The sequence below is a fragment of the Mycobacterium talmoniae genome, from assembly GCF_001854525.1.
Lineage (GTDB): Bacteria > Actinomycetota > Actinomycetes > Mycobacteriales > Mycobacteriaceae > Mycobacterium > Mycobacterium talmoniae.
The window spans coordinates 15,690-33,541 of sequence record NZ_MLQM01000015.1; the positions used below are offsets into that span (position 1 = coordinate 15,690).

The window sequence follows — 17,852 nt, forward strand, 5'->3', positions numbered from 1 at the left end:
TATCGCCGGCGCTATCCGTTTAGAAAAGGTCCACATCCTCCGGACAGGGACTGCCGAGGCTTCTGGGACGCCTGAGGCTCAAACCAAGCGCGGCCGGCCGGAATTCACGGCGCCTCGCCCACCAGGTCGGCACTCCGCTGAGTCCCGAATCGGATACCGGTCGCATCCTTACCCAACAGCGACAGGACGGCGACCACCACCAGCACCGGGCCGATCGTGACCGCCAGCGCGAACGGATAGCCATGCGATGCGGCCAAATGCTCCTGCAGCGGCAGATTCAACGCCGGCAACAGATTGCCCAGCTGGTAGGTCACCCCCGGATAGAAGCCGCGGACCGCATCCGGCGACAGCTCGGTCAGGTGCGCTGGGATCACCCCCCACGCCCCCTGCACCACGGCGAACATCAAAAACGCGCCCAGGCACAACATCGCCGCCGCCTGCGAGTAGGCGAACAGCGGCACGATCGGCAGCCCGGCCAGCGCGCAGAACACGATGGTGTAGCGGCGGCCGTAGCGCTGGGACAGCGAGCCGAACACCAGCCCGCCGATCATGCCGCCGAGGTTGTAGATCACCACGATCCACTTGGCGGTCGCGCTGGACAGCCCGGCCCCGTCATGGTGGACGGCGGACAGGAACGTCGGGTACACGTCCTGGGTGCCGTGACTCATCCAGTTGAACGCCGTCATCAGCACCACCAGGTACAGGAACCGGCGGATGATCCGGGCGTCGCGCAGCACGTCGCGAATCCTGGTGCGGGTCACCCGCATCCGGTCGTGGGCGGCCTCCCACACCTCGGATTCCTTGACCCGGTACCGGATGATCAGGCTGACCAGCGCGGGAAGGATGCTCAACCCGAACAGCCAGCGCCAGGACAGCCCCAGCCAGTTCGTCACCAGCAGCGACGCCAGCGTCGCCAACAGATACCCGAACAGGTAGCCCTCCTGCAGCAGCCCGGAGAAGAACCCGCGCCGCTCGACGGGCACCTTCTCCATCGCCAGCGCGGCGCCCAACCCCCACTCGGCGCCCATCCCCACGCCGTACAGCAGCCGCAGGATCACCAGCACGGTGAAGTTGGGCGCGAACGCACACAGGAACCCGACCACCGAGTAGAACACCACGTCGACCATCAACGGCACCCGCCGGCCGACCCGGTCGGCCCACAGCCCGAACAGCAGGGCGCCCACCGGGCGCATGGCCAACGTCGCGGTGGTGAGGAAGGCGACTTCGGTGGTGCTGCGGCCGAAGCTGTCGGCGATGTCGGCGTAAACCAGCACCACGATGAAGTAGTCGAAGGCGTCCATCGTCCACCCCAGCAGCGCCGCGACAAAGGAATCGCGCTGGTCGGCGGTGAGCCGGGTCATCGCGTCACTGCCACGGGCTGAGCTGCTGGAGTGCGCGCAAAAACGCGCGCCGGTCCTCGGCGGACAACGTTCCCAACCATTGCTCCTCACCCCGCTGAATCTCTTCTTGGACAGCGTCTTTGACGTCCCGCCCGGATGACGTAATCGCCAGCAGCCGCACCCGGCGATCGTCGGGATCGGGCCGGCGTTCGATATAGCCCCGCTGCTGCAGCTCGTCGAGCGTGGGGATGATCCGGGTCTTGTCCGCGCCGATCGCCTCGGCCAGGGCGGCCTGGGTGCGCATGGGGGAGCGGTCCAGCGCCAGCAGCACGGTGTACCCCCACATCGACAGCCCGTGCGCCTCCAGCACCGGAAGTTCGGCGGCGATCAGCTCGCGCACCAACGGGGCAAGCATGGCCGCCAGGTCGGCGCGCTTCGTCCGCGACGTCATGGCGGAGATGCTAACCATTGACCAACGGTATGCAGACGCTTACGATAAGCGAATGAATATCAATGAGGGAATCGCGGCGGACCTGCGGCCGCTGCATCGCATCGCCGTCCAAGCCAGCGTCGACGCGGTCAAGCGGGTGTCGCGCGACGACCTGGCGCGCCCGACGCCGTGCGCCGGTTGGGATCTCGCGGACCTGCTGGCCCATATGACCGTGCAGCACCACGGCTTCGCGGCCGCCGCGCGCGGACGCGGCCCCGAGCTCGCGGTGTGGGACGTCGCCGCGGTGGCCGGCGCGGTCCGGGACGATCCGGTCGGTGTGTACGCGGCGGCGGCGACCGAGGTCCTCGACGCGTTCGCGGCCGACGGGGTGCTCGACGCGCCGTTCGCGCTGCCCGAGCTGGCCGCCGACGCGGTCTTCCCCGGCGCGTTGGCGATCGGATTCCACTTCGTGGACTACGTGGTGCACGGCTGGGACGTCGCCCGCAGCATCGGTGCCCCGTTTGAGCTGCCGGCCGAGGTGGTCGCGGCGGCGGTGCCGCTGGTGTTCGCCATCCCCGACGGCGAGTTCCGCGCCATGGACAACGCCCCGTTCGGATTGGCCCAACCGGTCAGCGGCGCCGCGACCGACTACGAGCGCATCCTGGCTCACCTGGGCCGCTCACCCCAGTGGTCGCTGGCTAGTCGGTGAGCACCGGCGCCGACATGTGCGTCACCGCCGCCCGGCCGCGCAGCACCGCCGAGCCGTGCCCGGCCCACCGCCGTTGTTCATCGGGGTCGGCCTGGGTCAGCGCGGTCCGCGAGCACAGCACCCGCGCGTCGGTGGCCTTGGCGTGATCGGCCAGCCGGGCCGCCTCGTTGACGGCGTCGCCGATCACGGTGTACTCGTAGCGGTTTTCGCTGCCGATATTGCCGGCGAACACCGGTCCGGCCGAGACCCCGATCCCGAAATCCAGCATCGGTAGCCGGCGCAGCTGGGTGCGGAGGTCGCGTGCGGTCGCCAACGCCGCCGCGGCCGCTCCGTCGGTGCGCAGCGGCGCGCCGAACACCGCCAGCGCCGCGTCGCCCTGGAACTTGTTGATCAACCCGTACCGCTGATCGACGGCGGCGACGACGATGCGGAAGAAGTCGTTGAGCACCTCGGCGACCTCCTCGGGCGGACGGGAGGCGGTCAACGTGGTCGACCCGGCCAGGTCGATGAACAGGATCGCCACCGGCCGCACGTCGCCGGTCAGCGTCTCACCGGCTTGCACCGCGCGGTTGGCGACGGCGGTGCCCACGTGCCGGCCGAACAGGTCGCGCAGCCGGTCGCGTTCCTTGAGGCCGGCCACCATCCGGTTGAATCCGCTTTGCAGCCGCCCGATTTCGGATTGCTCATACACGTCGACGACGTTGTCCAGCTGGCCGTGTTCGATCTCGGCCATCGCCTCGACGACGTCGCGGACCGGGTCCGAGATCGAGCGCGCCACCAGGATCATCGCCCGCAGCCCCAAAAACATCGCGACGAACGAGACCACCAGCACCGGCAGCTCCACCGACGCGGTGCGCTGCAGAATCCAGCCGTTCCAGCGGCAGACGATCAACATCACGACGGCCGCGCTGGGCAGCGCACTGGTCGCCACCCACATCGTCACCAGCCGGGCCAACACCCCGGGCGCGGTCTCGCGGCTGTCGAAATCCGCCGATGCCGCGGCGACGATGGGGCGCAACGTGCGCTGGGTGAACAGCAGGCTGGTGCACACCGTCGCCGTTCCGCCGAACACGATGGCCAGCACCACCAACAGCGTCAGCCGGGCGCCACCGCCCAGCGCGATCAGCACGCCGACACCGCCGCCCACCCACGTCGACAACAGAATCACCGACTGGCGGCGCACCAGGTTGATCGCGGTGCGACGCTGCCGCAGATCGGGTTCGCGCCCGGGCACAAACCAGCGCAGCGAGGGCGCGATCGTCACCGCACCGCCCGTCGCCGCCACCACGGTGCCCACGCCGACGAGCACCGCCGTGGTGATCAGGGTGTCCGCGGCCAGCAGGGTGCTCAGGCCGGCTTGCGTCTCGCCGCCGAGCGACATCATCACCGCGACCACCTCGACGGCGGTGAGCAGGTGGGCGAACGCCATCCCGGCCGCGTAGCGAGTGCCGAGCCGAATGGCGGGAGAGATCACTTCTGCCCGTGGCTGTCCCAGATGTCGAGCATCGCGCGCAGGATCTCCTCGCCGCGGCCCAGCCCGGCCAGGTGGCTTTCACCCGGCAAGTGGTACAGCTCGGCGTCGGGCAGCCGCGACACCACGTGCTCCCCGTGGGCGAACGGCACGATGTGGTCGTGGTCGCCGTGCCACCAGCGCACCGGCACCTTGACCTCGTCGAGCCGGAATCCCCAGTCGCGGGAGAACAGCACGACGTCGGCGAACGGCGCGCCCAGTTGCTTGCGGCTGCCGTTGAGCAGGTCGTCGAGGAACATCGCCCCGAACTCGGGCCGCAGCAGCAGACGGCGGTCGGCCTCCGGGGAGACCCGCGCGTACAGCCGCAACGCGGGGGAGGCGAGCGGCCGGATCGTCCGGATCACCGCGCTGGCCGTCAGGCGCAGCGGGGTGCCCGCGACCTGCAGCAGCGGCGCGACCAGTGCGGCCAACGCCACCACGCCGCCGCCGATCGCGTCGGGCCCGCTGGTCGGGGCGACCCCGCCGAGCACCCCGGCCGCGACCACCCGGTCGGGCATGGCGGCCGCGCACGCCAGGGCGTACGGGCCGCCGCCGGACAGCCCGATCACCGCCATCTTGTCGGTGCCGAAGGTGTCGGCGATGGTGCGTAGGTCGTCGGCGAAGGCCGAGAGGGTTTCGTATTGGTGTGGTGTCGACGATCCGGTGCCGGGCCGGTCGACGCCGATCAGCCGGATGCCGTGGTGCTGGGCGAACACCCGTGCCTCGGTCGGAATCTGCCGGCGGGCGCCGGGCGTGCCGTGCAGCCAGAAGATGGTGCGACCCTGCGGGTCACCGAACTCGGCGAAACCGATCTGGCGGTCCTCACCGACGGCGATGTTGCCCTCGATCTTGGGCCGGTCTATCGCGACAACCATGCGCAAGAGTGTTGCACGCGCGGCGGCGGCGCTGGCGCGCTTTCCCGCCGATCGCGGGTTCGCCCGGTTTTCTCGGTTGCGTTGGCGACATCCGCTCGAGGGCTAACTCCGCGGGCGCTACAACTCCAACAGCACCGTCACCGGGCCGTCGTTGACCAGCGCGATCTGCATGTGTGCACCGAACACCCCGGTTTGCACCTGCGCGCCCAGCGCCCGCAACGCCGCCGCGAACGCGTCGACCAGCGGTTCGGCGACCGCGCCCGGCGCGGCCGCGTTCCAGGACGGTCGACGCCCCTTGGCGGTGTCGGCGTACAGGGTGAACTGGCTGACCACCAGGATCGGGGCGCCCACCTCGGCCGCGGAGCGTTCGTCGTCGAGAATGCGCAGCCGCCACAGCTTTTCGGCCAGTCGCCGCGCCGTGTCGACGTCGTCGCTGTGGGTGACGCCGACGAACGCCAGCAGCCCCTGCCGCTCGGTTGTGACCGCGCCGACGACCCGGCCATCGACCGACACGCTCGCCGATGAGACCCGTTGCACCAGAACCCGCATGGCCGTCGATGCTGCCATCCACGCCGCCCGGGCGGCCACGGTGGGTAGGCTCGACGCATGTCGGTGCTGGTGGCGTTCTCGGTCACCCCGATGGGGGTGGGCGAGGGCGTCGGGGAGATCGTCGCCGAGGCGGTGCGGGTGGTCCGCGAATCCGGGTTGCCCAACAAGACCGATGCCATGTTCACCGTGATCGAGGGCGAGTCCTGGGCCGAGGTGATGGCGGTGGTGCAGCGGGCGGTGGAAGCCGTCGCGGCCCGCGCTCCCCGGGTCAGCACGGTGATCAAGGCCGATTGGCGGGCCGGCGCGGTCGACGCGATGACGCACAAGGTGGATTCGGTGGAGCGGCACCTCGCCGACGACAGCGGATAACCGTCCCGGCCGGACTTCAACCGGTCTGCACCGATGTGTGCTGGGCCAACAGCTCCAGCAACGCCGCGGTGACCTGGTCGGGGCGTTCCTCCATCACGTAGTGGTCGGCCCCACCCAGTTGGGTCAGTGTCGCGCCCGGGATGCGCGCGGCGAGTTCGCGGGCGGTGCCCATCGGCAGGTACAGGTCGCGGTCGCCCCACACGATGGCGGTCGGGCACGTGATCTGGTCGAGCCCGGCGGCCAGCCACGACACCCGCGGCACGGGATAGTGCGCGAAGAAGTCGAAATACCGGCGCCGGCCCTCGGGCCCGTCCATCCAGCCCAGATACTCGCGCTGCAGGCCACGGTCGAAACAGCCCAGTCGCCGGTAGCGCCGCAGCGCGAGGTCATGCACCGGAACCAGCGGAAAGCGCCGCCGGAGCGCGCCGTCGTGGGTGGCGATCCACTGCTGGGCGAGCATCACCCGGTAAAACCACGGGCGAAAGACGCCGTGCGCCCGGGTGTTCAGCAGGCCGAGCCGCAGCACCCGGTCCGGATGGCGCAGCGTGTACCCGAGTCCGAGGAACCCGCCGTAATCGTGGGCGATCAGGTTGAAGGCCTCCAACCCGAACCGGTGGGCCAGTCGGTCCAGGCGGGCGACCTCTTCGTCGTAGGTCGGGGCGGTGGCGGGCGGTTCGGAGTGACCAAAGCCCGGCCAGTCCGGCGCGATCACCCGGTAATGCGCTGCCAGCCGCGGGATTTGGTGACGCCAGCAGGACGCGCTTTGCGGATAGCCGTGCAGCAGCAGCACCGGCTCCCCGGTGCCCTCCTCGTAGTAGTCGACCCGCCGACCATCCACCTCACACGACTTCATTTTGTACAAAGTAGTATAAAAATGTGGTGCCTGCAACGAAACCGCGCGGACGGCCGCGCCGCTATGACCCCGACACCGCGCTGGAACACGCCCGGGACACCTTCTGGCGCACCGGGTACGCCGCGACGTCGATGGATGACCTGGCCGCCGCGATGGGGATGAACCGGCCCAGCATTTACGCCGGGTTCGGCGACAAACGTGCGCTGTATCTGGCCGCCGCCGCCCGCTACGCCGCCGACAGCCGGGCCATGCTGGCCGCCGAACTGGCCAAGCCGCGGTCGCTGCGCGCCGGGTTGCGGGCCGTCTACCGGCGGGCGACCGCGTTCTACCTGCTGGGGGACGACGCGCCGCGGGGCTGCTTTCTGGTCGGCACCGCGGTGACCGAGGCGCGCCGTGACGCCGACGTCCGGGCCATCGTCGACACCACCTTCCAGGCGTTCACCGAGCTGTTCGCCGACCGGTTCGGCCGCGACGCCCGGGAGCTGTCCGGGTCGGCCAGCCCGTTTGCGCTCGCCGAAATCGCCACCGCCGCACTGATCACCCTGGCGGTACGCGCCCGGGCCGGGGCCAGTCGCGAGGTGCTCGAGGCGCTGGGCGCCGCGACGGTCCAGGTGATCTGCGGCGAGACAGCCTGATTCGGGTCAGCGCGGTTCCGGCAGCTGGCCCAGCAGCTCGTCGAGGAAGCCACCCGCCTCGCGCCCGGCCGACTCGACGTCGCCCGCGGCGATCGCCTCGATGAGGCCGTGGTGCCCGATCCGGTCGGCCTCCACCGGTTTTGCGCTCGTCGTCGCCACGCTGGCCATGATCACCTCGGTGAGCCCGCGATACAGCTCGGTCAACACCGGGTTGTGCCCGCAGCGCACCACCGCGAAGTGCAGTTCGGTGTCGGCCCGGACGAATTCGTCGCGCCGACCCTCCCGCTGCAGGGTGTCGCGGCGCTCCAACAGGGTGCGCAGCTCGGCCAGATCCTGCTCGGTGCGGGCCGTGGCGGCCAGCCGGGCGCCCTCCACCTCCAGGCAGCGTCGCACCTGCAGCACGTCACGCAACTCCGAGCCGCACAGCCGGCGCAGCGCGCCGGAGACCTCGCTGGTGGCCCGCACGTAGGTGCCGTCGCCCTGCCGGACCTCCAAGATCCCGCTGTGGGCCAGCGCGCGCACCGCCTCGCGCACGGTGTTGCGGCCCACCCCGAGGGCCTGCGCCAGCTCCGGTTCGGGGGGAATCCGGGACCCGATCGGCCATTCCCCGGACGTCACGGAGTCGCGCAGCTGGTCAATGGCCTGGTCAACGAGGCCGGCGCGGTGCGTGGTGACCAACGGCACACCGTGCTCCCTTCATCCAATCATGGGATGTATGGGATCATACCCCAGGTGACCTGCGCAGACCGGAGCGACATCCTCGACCAGTACGAGCACGACCTCGAACTGGAACTCGACGGCGCCACCGAGCTGCGGCCCGCGGCGCTGGCCGCCGGCGGTGTGGTGCTGGCCGTGGCGGTGGTGTTGACCGCCCTGAACCTGCGCCCGGCGATCACCAGCGTGGGGCCGTTGCTGCCGGAGATGCGCGGTGCGCTGGGCGCCTCGGCGATCTGGGCGGGTGTGCTGACCACGTTGCCCGGGTTGTGTTTTGCCGCGGCGGGGCTGGCCGCGCCGTGGTTGTCGCGGTGCATCGGGCTGGGCCGGGCCATTTCGGTCGCCCTGGTCACGCTCACCGTGGGACTTCTGGTCCGGGTGCTCGACGGCCCGGGGGTGGTGATCGGCGGCACGCTGATCGCGACCGCCGGCATCGCGCTGGTCAATGTGCTGATCCCGGTGGTCATCAAGGGGTCGTTCCCGGCGCAGGTCGGGGTGATGACCGGCATCTACACCGCGGCGCTGCAGGGCGGTGGGGCGTTGGGCTCCGGGCTGACCCCGACCCTCGACCACGCGTTCGGCGGTTGGCGCCCGGCGCTGGGCGCGTGGAGCGCGCTGGCGGCGGTGGCGTTCGTGGCGTGGCTGATCGGCTCCCGCGGCTTCGGGGCCGGCGACGCCGCGCTGTCGACGACCGCGGCGACGGGCCGGTCGTTGCTGCGCAGCAAGCTGGCGTGGACGGTCGCGCTGTTTTTCGGCACCCAGTCGTTTCTGGCGTACGTGGTGATGGGCTGGCTGCCCGAGGTGCTCATCGACACCGGGATGAGCGAGGGACGCGCCGGGCTGCTGCTGGGACTGATCTCGCTGATCGCGGTGCCGATCAGCCTGTTCGTCTCCCCGCTGGCCGCCCGCCAGTACAGCCAGACCGGATGGATCGTGGGGCTGGGCGTGTTCGGCTTGGCCGGGGTGCTGGGCCTGCTGCTCGCCCCGGCCGCCGCACCACTGCTGTGGAGCGTCCTGGTCGGGCTGGGCATGAGCGTGTTTTCGTTGGCGCTCACCGTGATCGCGTTGCGGGCCCGCACCACCGAGGACACCGTGCGGCTGTCCGGGATGGCGCAGGGCTTCGGCTATCTGCTCGCCGGGGTGGGCCCGTTCCTGTTCGGGCTGTTGCACGACCTGACCGGCGGGTGGAGCGCGCCGTGGCTGATGATGCTCGGCGTGTACCTGGTGCAGATCGTGATGGGGGCGCTGGCCGGCCGCAACCGGTACGTCTAAGTCGTCGGCGCGGCCGGGAATGGATCTGGCGCCACCGTCGTTGCAGGCCGCGTCGGTGTTTTCTGGTGTTAGGAACTGAGCATGAACAATCGTCTGCTCGTCGAAGATCCGTACGTGAACCTCGCGCCGGGAGCCGTCAATTACGGCGCTAACGCGATCCGGTCGGTCATTTCGACGGCGGCGTTGTTGGGTCTGTTGGTGATCGCGTTCCTCATGGTGCTGGTCTGAGCTGCCCTCACCCGCCGACTGTGGACTTGGTCCACGGTCCGCGCGGCGGGGGCGTGACGCAACTCCACACTCGGCGCCGGCTCAGTTGACCGGCGCGTCGAGAAAGGGCCGATCGACGCCGGCGCCGGGGCCGTCGAAATGCCACCACTCACCGGAGTAGACGGTCAACCCGCCCGCGGTCATCGCGTCGCGCAGCGCGGCACGGTTGGCCACCGCGGCCGGGTCGACGCCGTCGGTGGCGAACGCCAAAGCGCGAGGCGAAAAGTCGTCGAAGTCGGTGCCCATATCGGCGAGGCGGCCATCGGGGCCGGCCATCGTCACATCGACCGAGCGGCCGGCCTCATGGCTGCGGGCAAACCGGCCGGGCCGGGCCACCCAATTCGGGTTGGGGACCGCCTCGAACATCCGGACCTGCACCTCGTGCGGCCGGTAGCAGTCCCAGAACACCAGCACCCGACCCTGCCGTGCGAGCGCCGCGGCGGCCGCGGTCAGCCCCGGCGCCAACGACTCGTGCACCAGGCAGCGCGCATCGGCGGGATACAGCGGGGTGCCGACGAAATTGTTCGGGGTCGCATAACGCAGGTCGATCAGGGCGCTGGGAACGACGCTGCGAACGTCGTCCAACCCGGCCGCGCGGGCTTGGGGACCGACCGGGGGCACCGGGGGCGCGGCCGTACCCACCCCGCCGGCACCGCACATCAGGACCAGCACAGAAACGACCACGCGCCGCACCGCCACCATTTGGCCATTGTCCACCGAAGCGTCACCGCCCCCTGGCGGGATCGCGGCGTAGGTGCCGCAATTCACCCAGGGCGCCCGAGGGCGCTGCAACGGCGAGGGGACGAGGCGATCCGAAGATCGTGGCCGCCGCGGGCATCAGGCGTCCCAGCAGCCTCGGCAGTCCCTGTCCGGAGGATGGGGACCTTCGCCAAACGGATAGCGCCGGCGATACCACCCCGCGGTGCTATCGGATATGCCACCGCTTTCGGGCAACACCACATGGTCGGGAAATCGGTGCTGGAGTGACTTCCGGTACCCATGTGGTGCGAATCCGCGAGCCGGCTAGTCCACCGCGACCCCGGCGAAGTAATGGCCCTGCCCAAGATCCTCGAGGAGCCCCGTGCCGCTCGGTCGCCAGCCCAGCCGCTGTTGGGTCAGGGCGCTGGAGGCCCGGATGTCGAGGGCGAAAAACGCGCCGAGCCAACCGAAGTGCTCGAATGCCTGCGCGACGGGGATCGAGGTCACCGGCAGGTTCAGGTGCCGGCCGATGACGGTGGCGATGTCGCGGACCGGGATGCCTTCCTCGGCGACCCCGTGCCAGATGGTGCCGGCGGGCGCCTGCTCCAGCGCCAACCGGAACAGCCGCGCCGCGTCGAGCCGGTGCACGGCCGGCCAGCGGTTGGAGCCGTCGCCCGGATACGCCGAGACGCCCTGCTGACGGGCGATGTCGATCAGCCGGGGAACAAAGCCGTGGTCGCCCTCGCCGTGCACCGACGGCGACAACCGCACCACCGACGCGCGCACCCCCTGCGTCGCGAACGGCAGCGCCGCCGCCTCCGAGGCGCGGGGCAGCGCCGGATCCGCCGTGTCGGTTTCGGTCAGCACGTCGCCGCCCCGTCCAGCCAGGCCTGAGGTGACGACGAGGGGACGGTCGGAGCCGGCCAGCGCCGCACCGAGCGCCTCGATGGCCCGCCGATCGGTCTGGCCCGCGCCGGCGTAGTCGGTGAAATCGTGATTGAACGCCAGGTGCACCACGCCGTCGGACCCGGTGGCGCCGGCCCGCAGGCTGTCCAGGTCGTCCAGATCGCCGCGCTGGACCTGGGCCCCGGCGACCGCCAGGGCCTGGGCCGAGGAATCCGAGCGCGCCAGGCCGACGACCTGATGGCCGGCGTCGAGGAGTTCGGCGACCACGGCCGAGCCGACAAAACCGGATGCCCCGGTGACGAAAACCCGCATCTTTCTACCTCCCGATGAGCCACCAAAGCGGCAATGACAGTAACTGACATCAGACCATAGCACTGATAGCAGTCGCTGTCATCACCTAGAATCGGACCGATGAGTCGCTGGGAACCCAATGCGCGCGGCCGTCTGGAACAGGCGGCGCTGGAGCTCTACCGCGAGCGCGGATTCGACCAGACGACGGTGGCCGAGATCGCCCAGCGGGCCGGGCTCACCGAACGAACGTTCTTCCGGCACTTCGCCGATAAGCGCGAGGTGCTGTTCTGGGGGGAAGGGGCGCTACACGAGCTGTTCGTGCACGCCGTGGCCGGCGCGCCGGAGTCGGCGGCACCGCTGGATGCGGTCGCCGCGGGTCTGACCGCGGCCGGCGACCTGTTCGTTGACCGGCGGGGGCGGGCCCGCCAGCGGCAGACCGTCATCGCCGCCAACCCCGCGCTGCCGGAACGCGAGCTGGCCAAGTTGGCGTCGCTCGCCGCGGGGATGGCCGAGGCGTTGCGCGGCCGGGGCGTGGCGGATCCGGCGGCACGGCTGGCCGCCGAGGCGGGGGTCGCGGTGTTCAAGGTCGCGTTCGAACGCTGGATCGACGACGCGAACCGGAAGGACTTCCCGGACCTCATCGGCGAGTCGCTGGAGGACCTCAAGGCGCTGGGGCGTTAGGCGGGCACCACCACGGTCAACTGGCTGTCGTGGCGTTCCACCCGCATACCGGCCCGGCGGGCAATGCCGGCCACCGCGGCGGCGTCGGCGGGTTCGGCTCGGCTGGTGGCCAGCGCGCGCGCCAGCCGGCCCTTGTGCGCCTTGTTGAAATGGCTCACCGTGCTGCGTCGACCGTCGGCGTGCTCGGCGACTACGTCGACGCGGACGGCGCCCGGCAACCGGCCCAGCGCCGCATACGAACCGGAGCGCAGATCGACGACCAACTCGCCGGCGGCGATCTGGGCCAGCACCGGCTCGAGCGCCGGCCGCCAGCGGGCCGTCAAACTGGGTTGTCCGGGCAGCTTGGAGGTCGCCGAGAGCCGATAGGCCGGCACCGGATCCTCGGCGCGCAGCAGCCCGAACAGCGCCGAGCCGACCGCCAGCCGTGCCAACGCGCGGGCGGCCGCCGCGCCGTGCAGCGACTCGACATCGAGCGCGTCATACAGCACCCCGGTGTAGCGACGGATGGCCGGCAACGTCGGCGCCGTAAGCAGCGCCGCGTTACGGTCGATCTCCGCGTCCTGCGACGGCGACAGGCCCAACGCCCGGCGGCTGGCCGCGCGGTCGCCGGCCAAGGCGACGAGCTCATCGACCAGCGCGGTGCGCACCGCGGTCAGCGCCGGCGCACCGAGCGCCTCCAGCCGCAGCGGCGGCCGGTCACCGCCGGCGCGTTTGGTCTCCGACGGCGGCAACAGCACAATCACGGCGCCGACGTTAACCGTCGACGGGTGGCGACGGCCCGCGGGGTGCGACGCGCCCGGTCACTTGAGCGGCCAGGCACACCATCGCGCTGGCCAGCAGCACCGCGCCGATGGTGTCGGTGAGGTAGTGGTAGCCGCAGGCGATCAGTCCGAGCGCCCCGAGCGCACTGCCCACCGCCGCGACGGCCAACGCCCACCGCCGGCCACCGGTCACCAGCACCACCATGCCCAACACCGAAACCACCAGTGCCGTATGGCCGCTCGGATACTCCAGGTAATCGCCGTTGTGCCGGTCGAACCACCGCTTGAGCGCCTGGTCGATCGCGATGGTGGCGAACGGGCACACCAACACCACCGCCGCTAACCGCCACCGCCGCCGATACAGCGCGGCCGCCACGCAGGCGGTCAGCACCGGGCCGAGCAGCCACCAATCGGTGAAGGCCAACAGCCAGCGGGGCTGGGTGCCGACCACGTCGTGGGTGTAGCGCACAAACTCGTCGTCGACCGGGGTCGAGCCCTTGCCCACCGCCCAGCCCAGCAGCAGCATCGCCGCCACCGCGACCGGTGGCCACCAGCGAATCACCCGGTCAGGTGGGTGCGCTCGGCCGCGGTGATCAGCTCTTCGCGCGCCCGGGCGACACGGGAGCGGATGGTGCCCACCGGGCAGCCGCACACTTCGGCGGCCTCGGCGTAGGACAGGCCGAGCACCTGCGTCAACAGCAGCGCGTGGCGGCGGTCGGCGTCCAGGCCGTCGAGCAGCATGCGGATTTCCACCAGGTGCTCGAAATTGCGGGCCGGGCGGTGACTTTCCAGCACCTTGTCCACGTCGACGCCGTGCTGGGCGCGGGGGCGGCTCTGGTTGTAGCGGATCTGGTCGACCACCACGCGGCGGGCGATGGACAGCAGCCAGGTCTTCGCCGAGGAGCGACCGGCGAACCGGGGCAGCGCGGCGATCGCGCGCAGAAACGTTTCCTGGGTCAGGTCGTCGGCCGCGCCGGGATCCCCACCCAGGTAGGCCACGGACCGCCAGACATCCCGGTGGGTGGCGCGGATGAACTGCTCCAGTGCGACGGGGTCGCCGCGGCCTGCCGACAATGCGAGCCCGGTAATTTGGTCGTCGTCACCGGATGCCACAGGCGTTGACCCTATTCGATGTCGGCCGGGAACTCATCAGCAGCCCAACCCGACTACGGATACTGTGGCGCATACCACCGGCGGTAAGGAATGACTTTGGCGACCGTTGCGGCCCCCACGGTGGGCGTTCGGCGGATCCAGCTCGACGTCACCGGGATGACGTGCGCGGCGTGTGCGGCCCGGGTGGAGACCGCGCTGAACAAGCTCGACGGGGTGCGGGCCTCGGTGAACGCGGCGACCCGGGTCGCCACCGTCGACGTCGCCGGGGATGTCGAGCTGAGCGAGCTGTGCGGCGCCGTCCGGCGCGCCGGGTACCGGGCCGAGTCCCGCTCGGCGCGGCCGCTGGCCGATGCGGACCCCGACGCGCGCCAGGCCCGCGCGCTGCTGCTGCGGCTGGTCGTCGCCGCGGCGCTGTTCGTGCCGCTGGCCGCCCTGTCGGTGCTGTTCGCGGTGGCACCCGAGACCCGTTTTGCCGGCTGGGCGTGGGTGGTGACGGCGCTGGCGGCGCCGATCGTGGGATGGGCGGCGTGGCCATTTCACCGGACCGCGGCGCGTAACGCCCGGTTCGGCACCGCCGGCATGGAGACGCTGATCTCGATCGGGGTCAGCGCGGCCAGCGTGTGGTCGCTGTACACGATCTTTTTCGAAAACCGTCCCGGGCGCGCCGACGGGGTGTGGCAGGCGCTGCTGGGCAACGCGTCCAGCTATCTAGAGGTCGCGGCCGGGATGACGGTGTTCGTGCTGGCCGGCCGCTACTTCGAAGCCCGCGCGAAGTCCAAGGCCGGCGCGGCGCTGCGGGCGTTGGCGGCGCTGGGCGCCAAAAACGTCACGGTGCTGCTCGGCGACGGCGACGAGATGGTGATCCCGGCCGCCGAACTCAAGGAGGGGCAGCGGTTCGTCGCCCGGCCCGGTCAGGCCATCGCGGCCGACGGGTTGGTGGTCGACGGCACCGCCGCCGTCGACGTCAGTGTGCTGACCGGGGAGGCCGGGCCGGTCGACGCCGCCCCCGGCGTCAGCGTGGTCGGCGGCACCATGGTGCTCGACGGGCGCCTGGTCGTCGAAGCCGCCGCCGTCGGCCCCGACACCCGGTTCGCGGGCATGCTGCGGCTGGTCGAGGAGGCCCAAGCCGGCAAGGCCGACGCGCAGCGGCTGGCCGACCGGATCGCGGCGGTGTTCGTGCCCATCGTGCTGGTGATCGCGGTCCTGACCGCCACGGCCTGGTGGGCGGTCGACGGCGACGTCGACCGTGCGGTGGCCGCGGCGCTGGCGGTGCTGGTGATCGCGTGTCCGTGTGCGCTCGGGCTGGCCACGCCGACCGCGATGATGGTCGCCTCCGGCCGCGGCGCACAGTTGGGCATCTTCCTCAAGGGACACCGGGCGTTGGAAGCGATCCGCGCCGTGGACACCGTGGTGTTCGACAAAACCGGAACGCTGACGACCGGCGAGCCCGCGGTCACCGGGGTGGTGGCCGGCGACGGCTGGTGCAGCGAAGAGGTCCTGGGGTACGCGGCCGCGGTGGAATCCCGGTCCGAACACGCCGTCGCGCGGGCCATTACCCAGGCGCGGCCCGGTCCGCCGCCGCTGGGCGTCAACGATTTTCAGGAGATCGCCGGCAACGGCGTGACCGCGGCCACCGACATCGGCCCGGTCACGGTGGGGCGCCCGGCGTGGGTCGCCCGCGGCCGGGTGCTGCCCCGCGACGTCGCGGCCGCGCGCAAGGCGGGTGAATCCCGCGGGGAGACGGTCGTGTTCGTCGCGGTGGGCGACGTGGTGTGCGGCGCGATCAGCGTCGCCGACGCGGTCAAGGATTCGGCGGTGGACGCGGTGGCCGCGCTGCACCGCGACGGATTGCGCACGCTGCTGCTGACCGGCGACAACGCGGCCACCGGGACGGCCATCGCGGCGACGGTCGGCATCGGCGATGTCACCGCCGACGTGCTGCCGGAGGGCAAGGTCGACGTCATCGAACGGCTGCGGGGCCAGGGCCGGGTGGTCGCGATGGTCGGCGACGGCATCAACGACGGGCCCGCCCTGGCCTGCGCCGATCTCGGGGTGGCGATTGGCCGCGGCACCGATGTGGCGATCGGCGCGGCCGACATCATCCTGGTCCGCGACGGCCTGGACTCGGTGCCGCAGGCGTTGGGGCTGGCCCGCGCCACCCTGGACACCATCCGGATGAACATGATCTGGGCGTTCGGCTACAACGCCGCCGCGATCCCGATCGCCGCCTCCGGCCTGCTCAACCCGTTGGTCGCCAGCGCCGCCATGGCGTTTTCGTCGTTCCTGGTGGTGTCGAACAGCCTGCGGCTGCGCAAGTTCGGCGCCTGAGGCGTCACGCCGCCGAATCGTCGCGGTGCACGCTGCGCACCTGCGGGGGCCGGTCGTCGAGCGCGGCCGGCAGCCGCGGCGGCGGGTCATCCCGGCGGCTGGCATGCCAGACCAGCACGGCGAGGACGGCGGCCGCGGCGACCGGCAGGTGGCTGGCGATGCGGATCGTGGTGACCTGACCGGCCACCGCATCGGCGACCACGTAGCAGCCCAGCAACCCGACGTAGGCCACCAGCACACAGGCCAGTCCCGCCGCGATCGGGGGGAGGAACGCCGCGGCCACGGTCGCGATGCCCAGCGCCGCGCACCACGCGGTGGACTCGTTGAGCAGGTGGGCGCCGGTGGCGGCGCCGTGGTGTGCGGCCACCAGGCCGAAGTCCATGCCTGCCGCCTGGGCCACGGCGAGCCAGATCTGAATCAGCCCGAGCAGCGCCAGCCCGGCCCGCAGCCCGTAGCGTCGGGACCCGCTCAGCAGCCCAGCGGCACCGAAGCGGCGGACGGCGCGGTCACCGGGCACGGGTGCGACGCTCCCGGCGCCGGCCAGGCTGCGCAACTGAACCGCCTGTTCGCGGGCGGTCGTGTACCAGGCCGTGCAGGACGGGCAGGACCGGACATGCTCGTCGACGCGAGCCGAGGGCACCGGCTCGGGCTCCCCGTCGATGCGGGCGGACAACGCCTCGCGTGCCACGTCGCAGTCCACCCCTCCATAGTCCCGTATCGCCGCGCCCGGCGGTGCATCACCCAGGTTTTGTCGCCGAAACCGCCGAACCGCGTTAGAACGGGACGGGTGAGGACTCGCCGCTTGCTATCGGTGGCCGCGCTGTTGGCGGCGGGCGCGGTGCTGGTGCAGTGCAGCGACCCGCGGCCCGAGGCCGTGCGCCCGTCGCCGGCCGCGCCCGCGGCCAGCGTGCCGGTCAGCACCCCGCCGCCGGCCCCGGTGGCGGTGCACCCGGTGACCGCGGCCGAGCTGGGCGCCTCCTGGCAGCCGGGTTGTCCGATCGACCCGGCGCAGCTGCGCCGCGTCGACGTCCGCCACCTCGGCTTCGACGGCCAGCCGCACGACGGCGAACTCGTCGTGCACCAGGATCTGGTGGACGAGGTGCTGGCGATCTTCGACGAGCTGTACCGGCTGGGCTACCCGATCGAGAAGATCCGCACCCCCGACCACTACCCGCAGGCCGCCGACGAACTGTCGATGGAGGACAACAACACCTCGGCGTTCAGTTGCCGCGGCATCCCCGGCAGCGACCGGTGGTCGCTGCACGCCTACGGTCGCGCGATCGACGTCAACCCGCTGCTCAACCCGTCCGTCCATGCGGACGGGGTACTCGAACCGCTGACCGCGGCGCCCTACGTGGACCGCAGCCGCACCGACCCGGGCCTGTTGCACGGCGGTGACCCGGCCGTGCGGGTCTTCGTCGATCGCGGCTGGGTGTGGGGCGGTTCGTGGCGGTCACCCATCGATTACCAGCACTTCGAACGACCCTGACCGGCGGCGCGACCGACAATTCGGATCGGCAAAACTGCGCCGCTACCGTGGTGGGGCTTCG

21 protein-coding genes are annotated in these 17,852 nt (G+C 71.3%); 8 read left to right on the forward strand and 13 right to left on the reverse strand.

What is annotated here, in order from left to right:
- Positions 1-104: 104 nt before the first annotated feature.
- Together BKN37_RS05160 and BKN37_RS05165 are read right to left on the reverse strand one after the other, a co-directional pair.
- A complete protein-coding gene (locus tag BKN37_RS05160; RefSeq protein WP_071022663.1) occupies positions 105-1,361 on the reverse strand; it encodes an MFS transporter in 1,257 nt (418 codons plus the stop codon).
- A gap of 4 nt (positions 1,362-1,365) precedes the next feature.
- The gene (locus tag BKN37_RS05165) at positions 1,366-1,791 is read right to left on the reverse strand and encodes a MarR family winged helix-turn-helix transcriptional regulator (protein ID WP_071022667.1); all 426 of its coding nucleotides are present in this window, start codon (positions 1,789-1,791) and stop codon (positions 1,366-1,368) included.
- A gap of 52 nt (positions 1,792-1,843) precedes the next feature.
- Here BKN37_RS05165 and BKN37_RS05170 point away from each other — a divergent pair, with 52 nt between their 5' ends.
- Entirely contained in the window at positions 1,844-2,479 is a 636-nt protein-coding gene (locus BKN37_RS05170; protein WP_071022671.1) for a TIGR03086 family metal-binding protein, read from the forward strand.
- Here the strand turns inward: BKN37_RS05170 and BKN37_RS05175 are convergent.
- From BKN37_RS05175 to dtd, 3 genes are all read right to left on the reverse strand, one after another.
- Positions 2,469-3,908, reverse strand: a complete 1,440-nt coding sequence (locus BKN37_RS05175) for an adenylate/guanylate cyclase domain-containing protein (protein WP_071022781.1) — start codon at positions 3,906-3,908, stop codon at positions 2,469-2,471. The two genes, BKN37_RS05170 and BKN37_RS05175, sit on opposite strands and share 11 nt — an antisense overlap.
- Before the next feature lie 41 nt (positions 3,909-3,949).
- Positions 3,950-4,864 (reverse strand): alpha/beta fold hydrolase, encoded by a 915-nt coding sequence (locus tag BKN37_RS05180; RefSeq protein WP_071022675.1) that lies wholly within the window; start codon positions 4,862-4,864, stop codon positions 3,950-3,952.
- A gap of 117 nt (positions 4,865-4,981) precedes the next feature.
- Positions 4,982-5,413, reverse strand: coding sequence for a D-aminoacyl-tRNA deacylase (gene dtd / locus BKN37_RS05185; protein WP_071022679.1), 432 nt, complete (start codon positions 5,411-5,413; stop codon positions 4,982-4,984).
- 57 nt (positions 5,414-5,470) lie between these two features.
- Here dtd and BKN37_RS05190 point away from each other — a divergent pair, with 57 nt between their 5' ends.
- Positions 5,471-5,782 (forward strand): MTH1187 family thiamine-binding protein, encoded by a 312-nt coding sequence (locus tag BKN37_RS05190; RefSeq protein ID WP_071022683.1) that lies wholly within the window; start codon positions 5,471-5,473, stop codon positions 5,780-5,782.
- Between the two features lie 16 nt (positions 5,783-5,798).
- Here the strand turns inward: BKN37_RS05190 and BKN37_RS05195 are convergent, their stop codons facing one another.
- Complete coding sequence (locus tag BKN37_RS05195; RefSeq protein WP_071022687.1) at positions 5,799-6,635, reverse strand: alpha/beta fold hydrolase; 837 nt, start codon at positions 6,633-6,635, stop codon at positions 5,799-5,801.
- A gap of 26 nt (positions 6,636-6,661) precedes the next feature.
- Between BKN37_RS05195 and BKN37_RS05200 the strand changes: the two genes are divergently transcribed.
- A complete protein-coding gene (locus tag BKN37_RS05200; RefSeq protein ID WP_207547209.1) occupies positions 6,662-7,270 on the forward strand; it encodes a TetR/AcrR family transcriptional regulator in 609 nt (202 codons plus the stop codon).
- A 6-nt stretch (positions 7,271-7,276) separates the two neighbouring features.
- On the opposite strand, the gene BKN37_RS05205 is transcribed toward BKN37_RS05200, so the two are convergent.
- Entirely contained in the window at positions 7,277-7,954 is a 678-nt protein-coding gene (locus tag BKN37_RS05205) for a FadR/GntR family transcriptional regulator (protein WP_071022693.1), read from the reverse strand.
- 27 nt (positions 7,955-7,981) lie between these two features.
- Here BKN37_RS05205 and BKN37_RS05210 point away from each other — a divergent pair, with 27 nt between their 5' ends.
- Complete coding sequence (locus tag BKN37_RS05210) at positions 7,982-9,256, forward strand: CynX/NimT family MFS transporter (RefSeq protein WP_083341577.1); 1,275 nt, start codon at positions 7,982-7,984, stop codon at positions 9,254-9,256.
- 81 nt (positions 9,257-9,337) lie between these two features.
- Positions 9,338-9,484, forward strand: coding sequence for a hypothetical protein (locus BKN37_RS29050; protein ID WP_158260436.1), 147 nt, complete (start codon positions 9,338-9,340; stop codon positions 9,482-9,484).
- A gap of 81 nt (positions 9,485-9,565) precedes the next feature.
- Here BKN37_RS29050 and BKN37_RS05215 read toward each other — a convergent pair whose 3' ends face one another.
- Positions 9,566-10,183 carry a M15 family metallopeptidase gene (locus BKN37_RS05215; protein WP_423212758.1) on the reverse strand — a complete coding sequence of 206 codons (618 nt, stop codon included), beginning with the start codon at positions 10,181-10,183 and terminating at the stop codon, positions 9,566-9,568.
- Positions 10,184-10,546: 363 nt separating this feature from the next.
- Positions 10,547-11,440, reverse strand: coding sequence for an SDR family oxidoreductase (locus BKN37_RS05220; RefSeq protein ID WP_071022699.1), 894 nt, complete (start codon positions 11,438-11,440; stop codon positions 10,547-10,549).
- A 99-nt stretch (positions 11,441-11,539) separates the two neighbouring features.
- Here BKN37_RS05220 and BKN37_RS05225 point away from each other — a divergent pair, with 99 nt between their 5' ends.
- Complete coding sequence (locus tag BKN37_RS05225; protein WP_071022703.1) at positions 11,540-12,100, forward strand: TetR family transcriptional regulator; 561 nt, start codon at positions 11,540-11,542, stop codon at positions 12,098-12,100.
- On the opposite strand, the gene yaaA is transcribed toward BKN37_RS05225, so the two are convergent.
- The 3 genes from yaaA to sigC are packed head-to-tail and all read right to left on the reverse strand — an operon-like array spanning position 12,097 to position 13,974.
- Positions 12,097-12,843 (reverse strand): peroxide stress protein YaaA, encoded by a 747-nt coding sequence (gene yaaA / locus BKN37_RS05230; RefSeq protein ID WP_071022708.1) that lies wholly within the window; start codon positions 12,841-12,843, stop codon positions 12,097-12,099. The two genes, BKN37_RS05225 and yaaA, sit on opposite strands and share 4 nt — an antisense overlap.
- A gap of 10 nt (positions 12,844-12,853) precedes the next feature.
- The gene (locus BKN37_RS05235) at positions 12,854-13,423 is read right to left on the reverse strand and encodes a phosphatase PAP2 family protein (protein ID WP_071022711.1); all 570 of its coding nucleotides are present in this window, start codon (positions 13,421-13,423) and stop codon (positions 12,854-12,856) included.
- Positions 13,420-13,974 (reverse strand): RNA polymerase sigma factor SigC, encoded by a 555-nt coding sequence (sigC, locus tag BKN37_RS05240; protein WP_071022714.1) that lies wholly within the window; start codon positions 13,972-13,974, stop codon positions 13,420-13,422. Before sigC ends, BKN37_RS05235 begins: the two co-directional genes overlap by 4 nt.
- A gap of 90 nt (positions 13,975-14,064) precedes the next feature.
- Between sigC and BKN37_RS05245 the strand changes: the two genes are divergently transcribed.
- A complete protein-coding gene (locus tag BKN37_RS05245) occupies positions 14,065-16,302 on the forward strand; it encodes a heavy metal translocating P-type ATPase (RefSeq protein ID WP_071022718.1) in 2,238 nt (745 codons plus the stop codon).
- A gap of 4 nt (positions 16,303-16,306) precedes the next feature.
- Here BKN37_RS05245 and BKN37_RS05250 read toward each other — a convergent pair whose 3' ends face one another.
- Positions 16,307-17,002, reverse strand: a complete 696-nt coding sequence (locus BKN37_RS05250; protein ID WP_071022723.1) for a zf-HC2 domain-containing protein — start codon at positions 17,000-17,002, stop codon at positions 16,307-16,309.
- Between the two features lie 87 nt (positions 17,003-17,089).
- On the opposite strand from BKN37_RS05250, the gene BKN37_RS05255 reads away from it, so the two are divergent.
- Complete coding sequence (locus BKN37_RS05255; RefSeq protein WP_242657087.1) at positions 17,090-17,791, forward strand: M15 family metallopeptidase; 702 nt, start codon at positions 17,090-17,092, stop codon at positions 17,789-17,791.
- The last annotated feature ends 61 nt before the right edge of the window (positions 17,792-17,852 follow it).

Coding starts and splice junctions, on each gene's coding strand:
- BKN37_RS05160 (WP_071022663.1), bottom strand. CDS start 1,361: ATGACCCGGCTCACCGCCGACCAGCGCGATTCCTTTGTCGCGGCGCTG.
- BKN37_RS05165 (WP_071022667.1), bottom strand. CDS start 1,791: ATGACGTCGCGGACGAAGCGCGCCGACCTGGCGGCCATGCTTGCCCCG.
- BKN37_RS05170 (WP_071022671.1), top strand. CDS start 1,844: ATGAATATCAATGAGGGAATCGCGGCGGACCTGCGGCCGCTGCATCGC.
- BKN37_RS05175 (WP_071022781.1), bottom strand. CDS start 3,908: ATGGCGTTCGCCCACCTGCTCACCGCCGTCGAGGTGGTCGCGGTGATG.
- BKN37_RS05180 (WP_071022675.1), bottom strand. CDS start 4,864: ATGGTTGTCGCGATAGACCGGCCCAAGATCGAGGGCAACATCGCCGTC.
- dtd (WP_071022679.1), bottom strand. CDS start 5,413: ATGCGGGTTCTGGTGCAACGGGTCTCATCGGCGAGCGTGTCGGTCGAT.
- BKN37_RS05190 (WP_071022683.1), top strand. CDS start 5,471: ATGTCGGTGCTGGTGGCGTTCTCGGTCACCCCGATGGGGGTGGGCGAG.
- BKN37_RS05195 (WP_071022687.1), bottom strand. CDS start 6,635: ATGAAGTCGTGTGAGGTGGATGGTCGGCGGGTCGACTACTACGAGGAG.
- BKN37_RS05210 (WP_083341577.1), top strand. CDS start 7,982: ATGTATGGGATCATACCCCAGGTGACCTGCGCAGACCGGAGCGACATC.
- BKN37_RS29050 (WP_158260436.1), top strand. CDS start 9,338: ATGAACAATCGTCTGCTCGTCGAAGATCCGTACGTGAACCTCGCGCCG.
- BKN37_RS05215 (WP_423212758.1), bottom strand. CDS start 10,183: ATGTGCGGTGCCGGCGGGGTGGGTACGGCCGCGCCCCCGGTGCCCCCG.
- BKN37_RS05220 (WP_071022699.1), bottom strand. CDS start 11,440: ATGCGGGTTTTCGTCACCGGGGCATCCGGTTTTGTCGGCTCGGCCGTG.
- BKN37_RS05225 (WP_071022703.1), top strand. CDS start 11,540: ATGAGTCGCTGGGAACCCAATGCGCGCGGCCGTCTGGAACAGGCGGCG.
- BKN37_RS05245 (WP_071022718.1), top strand. CDS start 14,065: ATGACTTTGGCGACCGTTGCGGCCCCCACGGTGGGCGTTCGGCGGATC.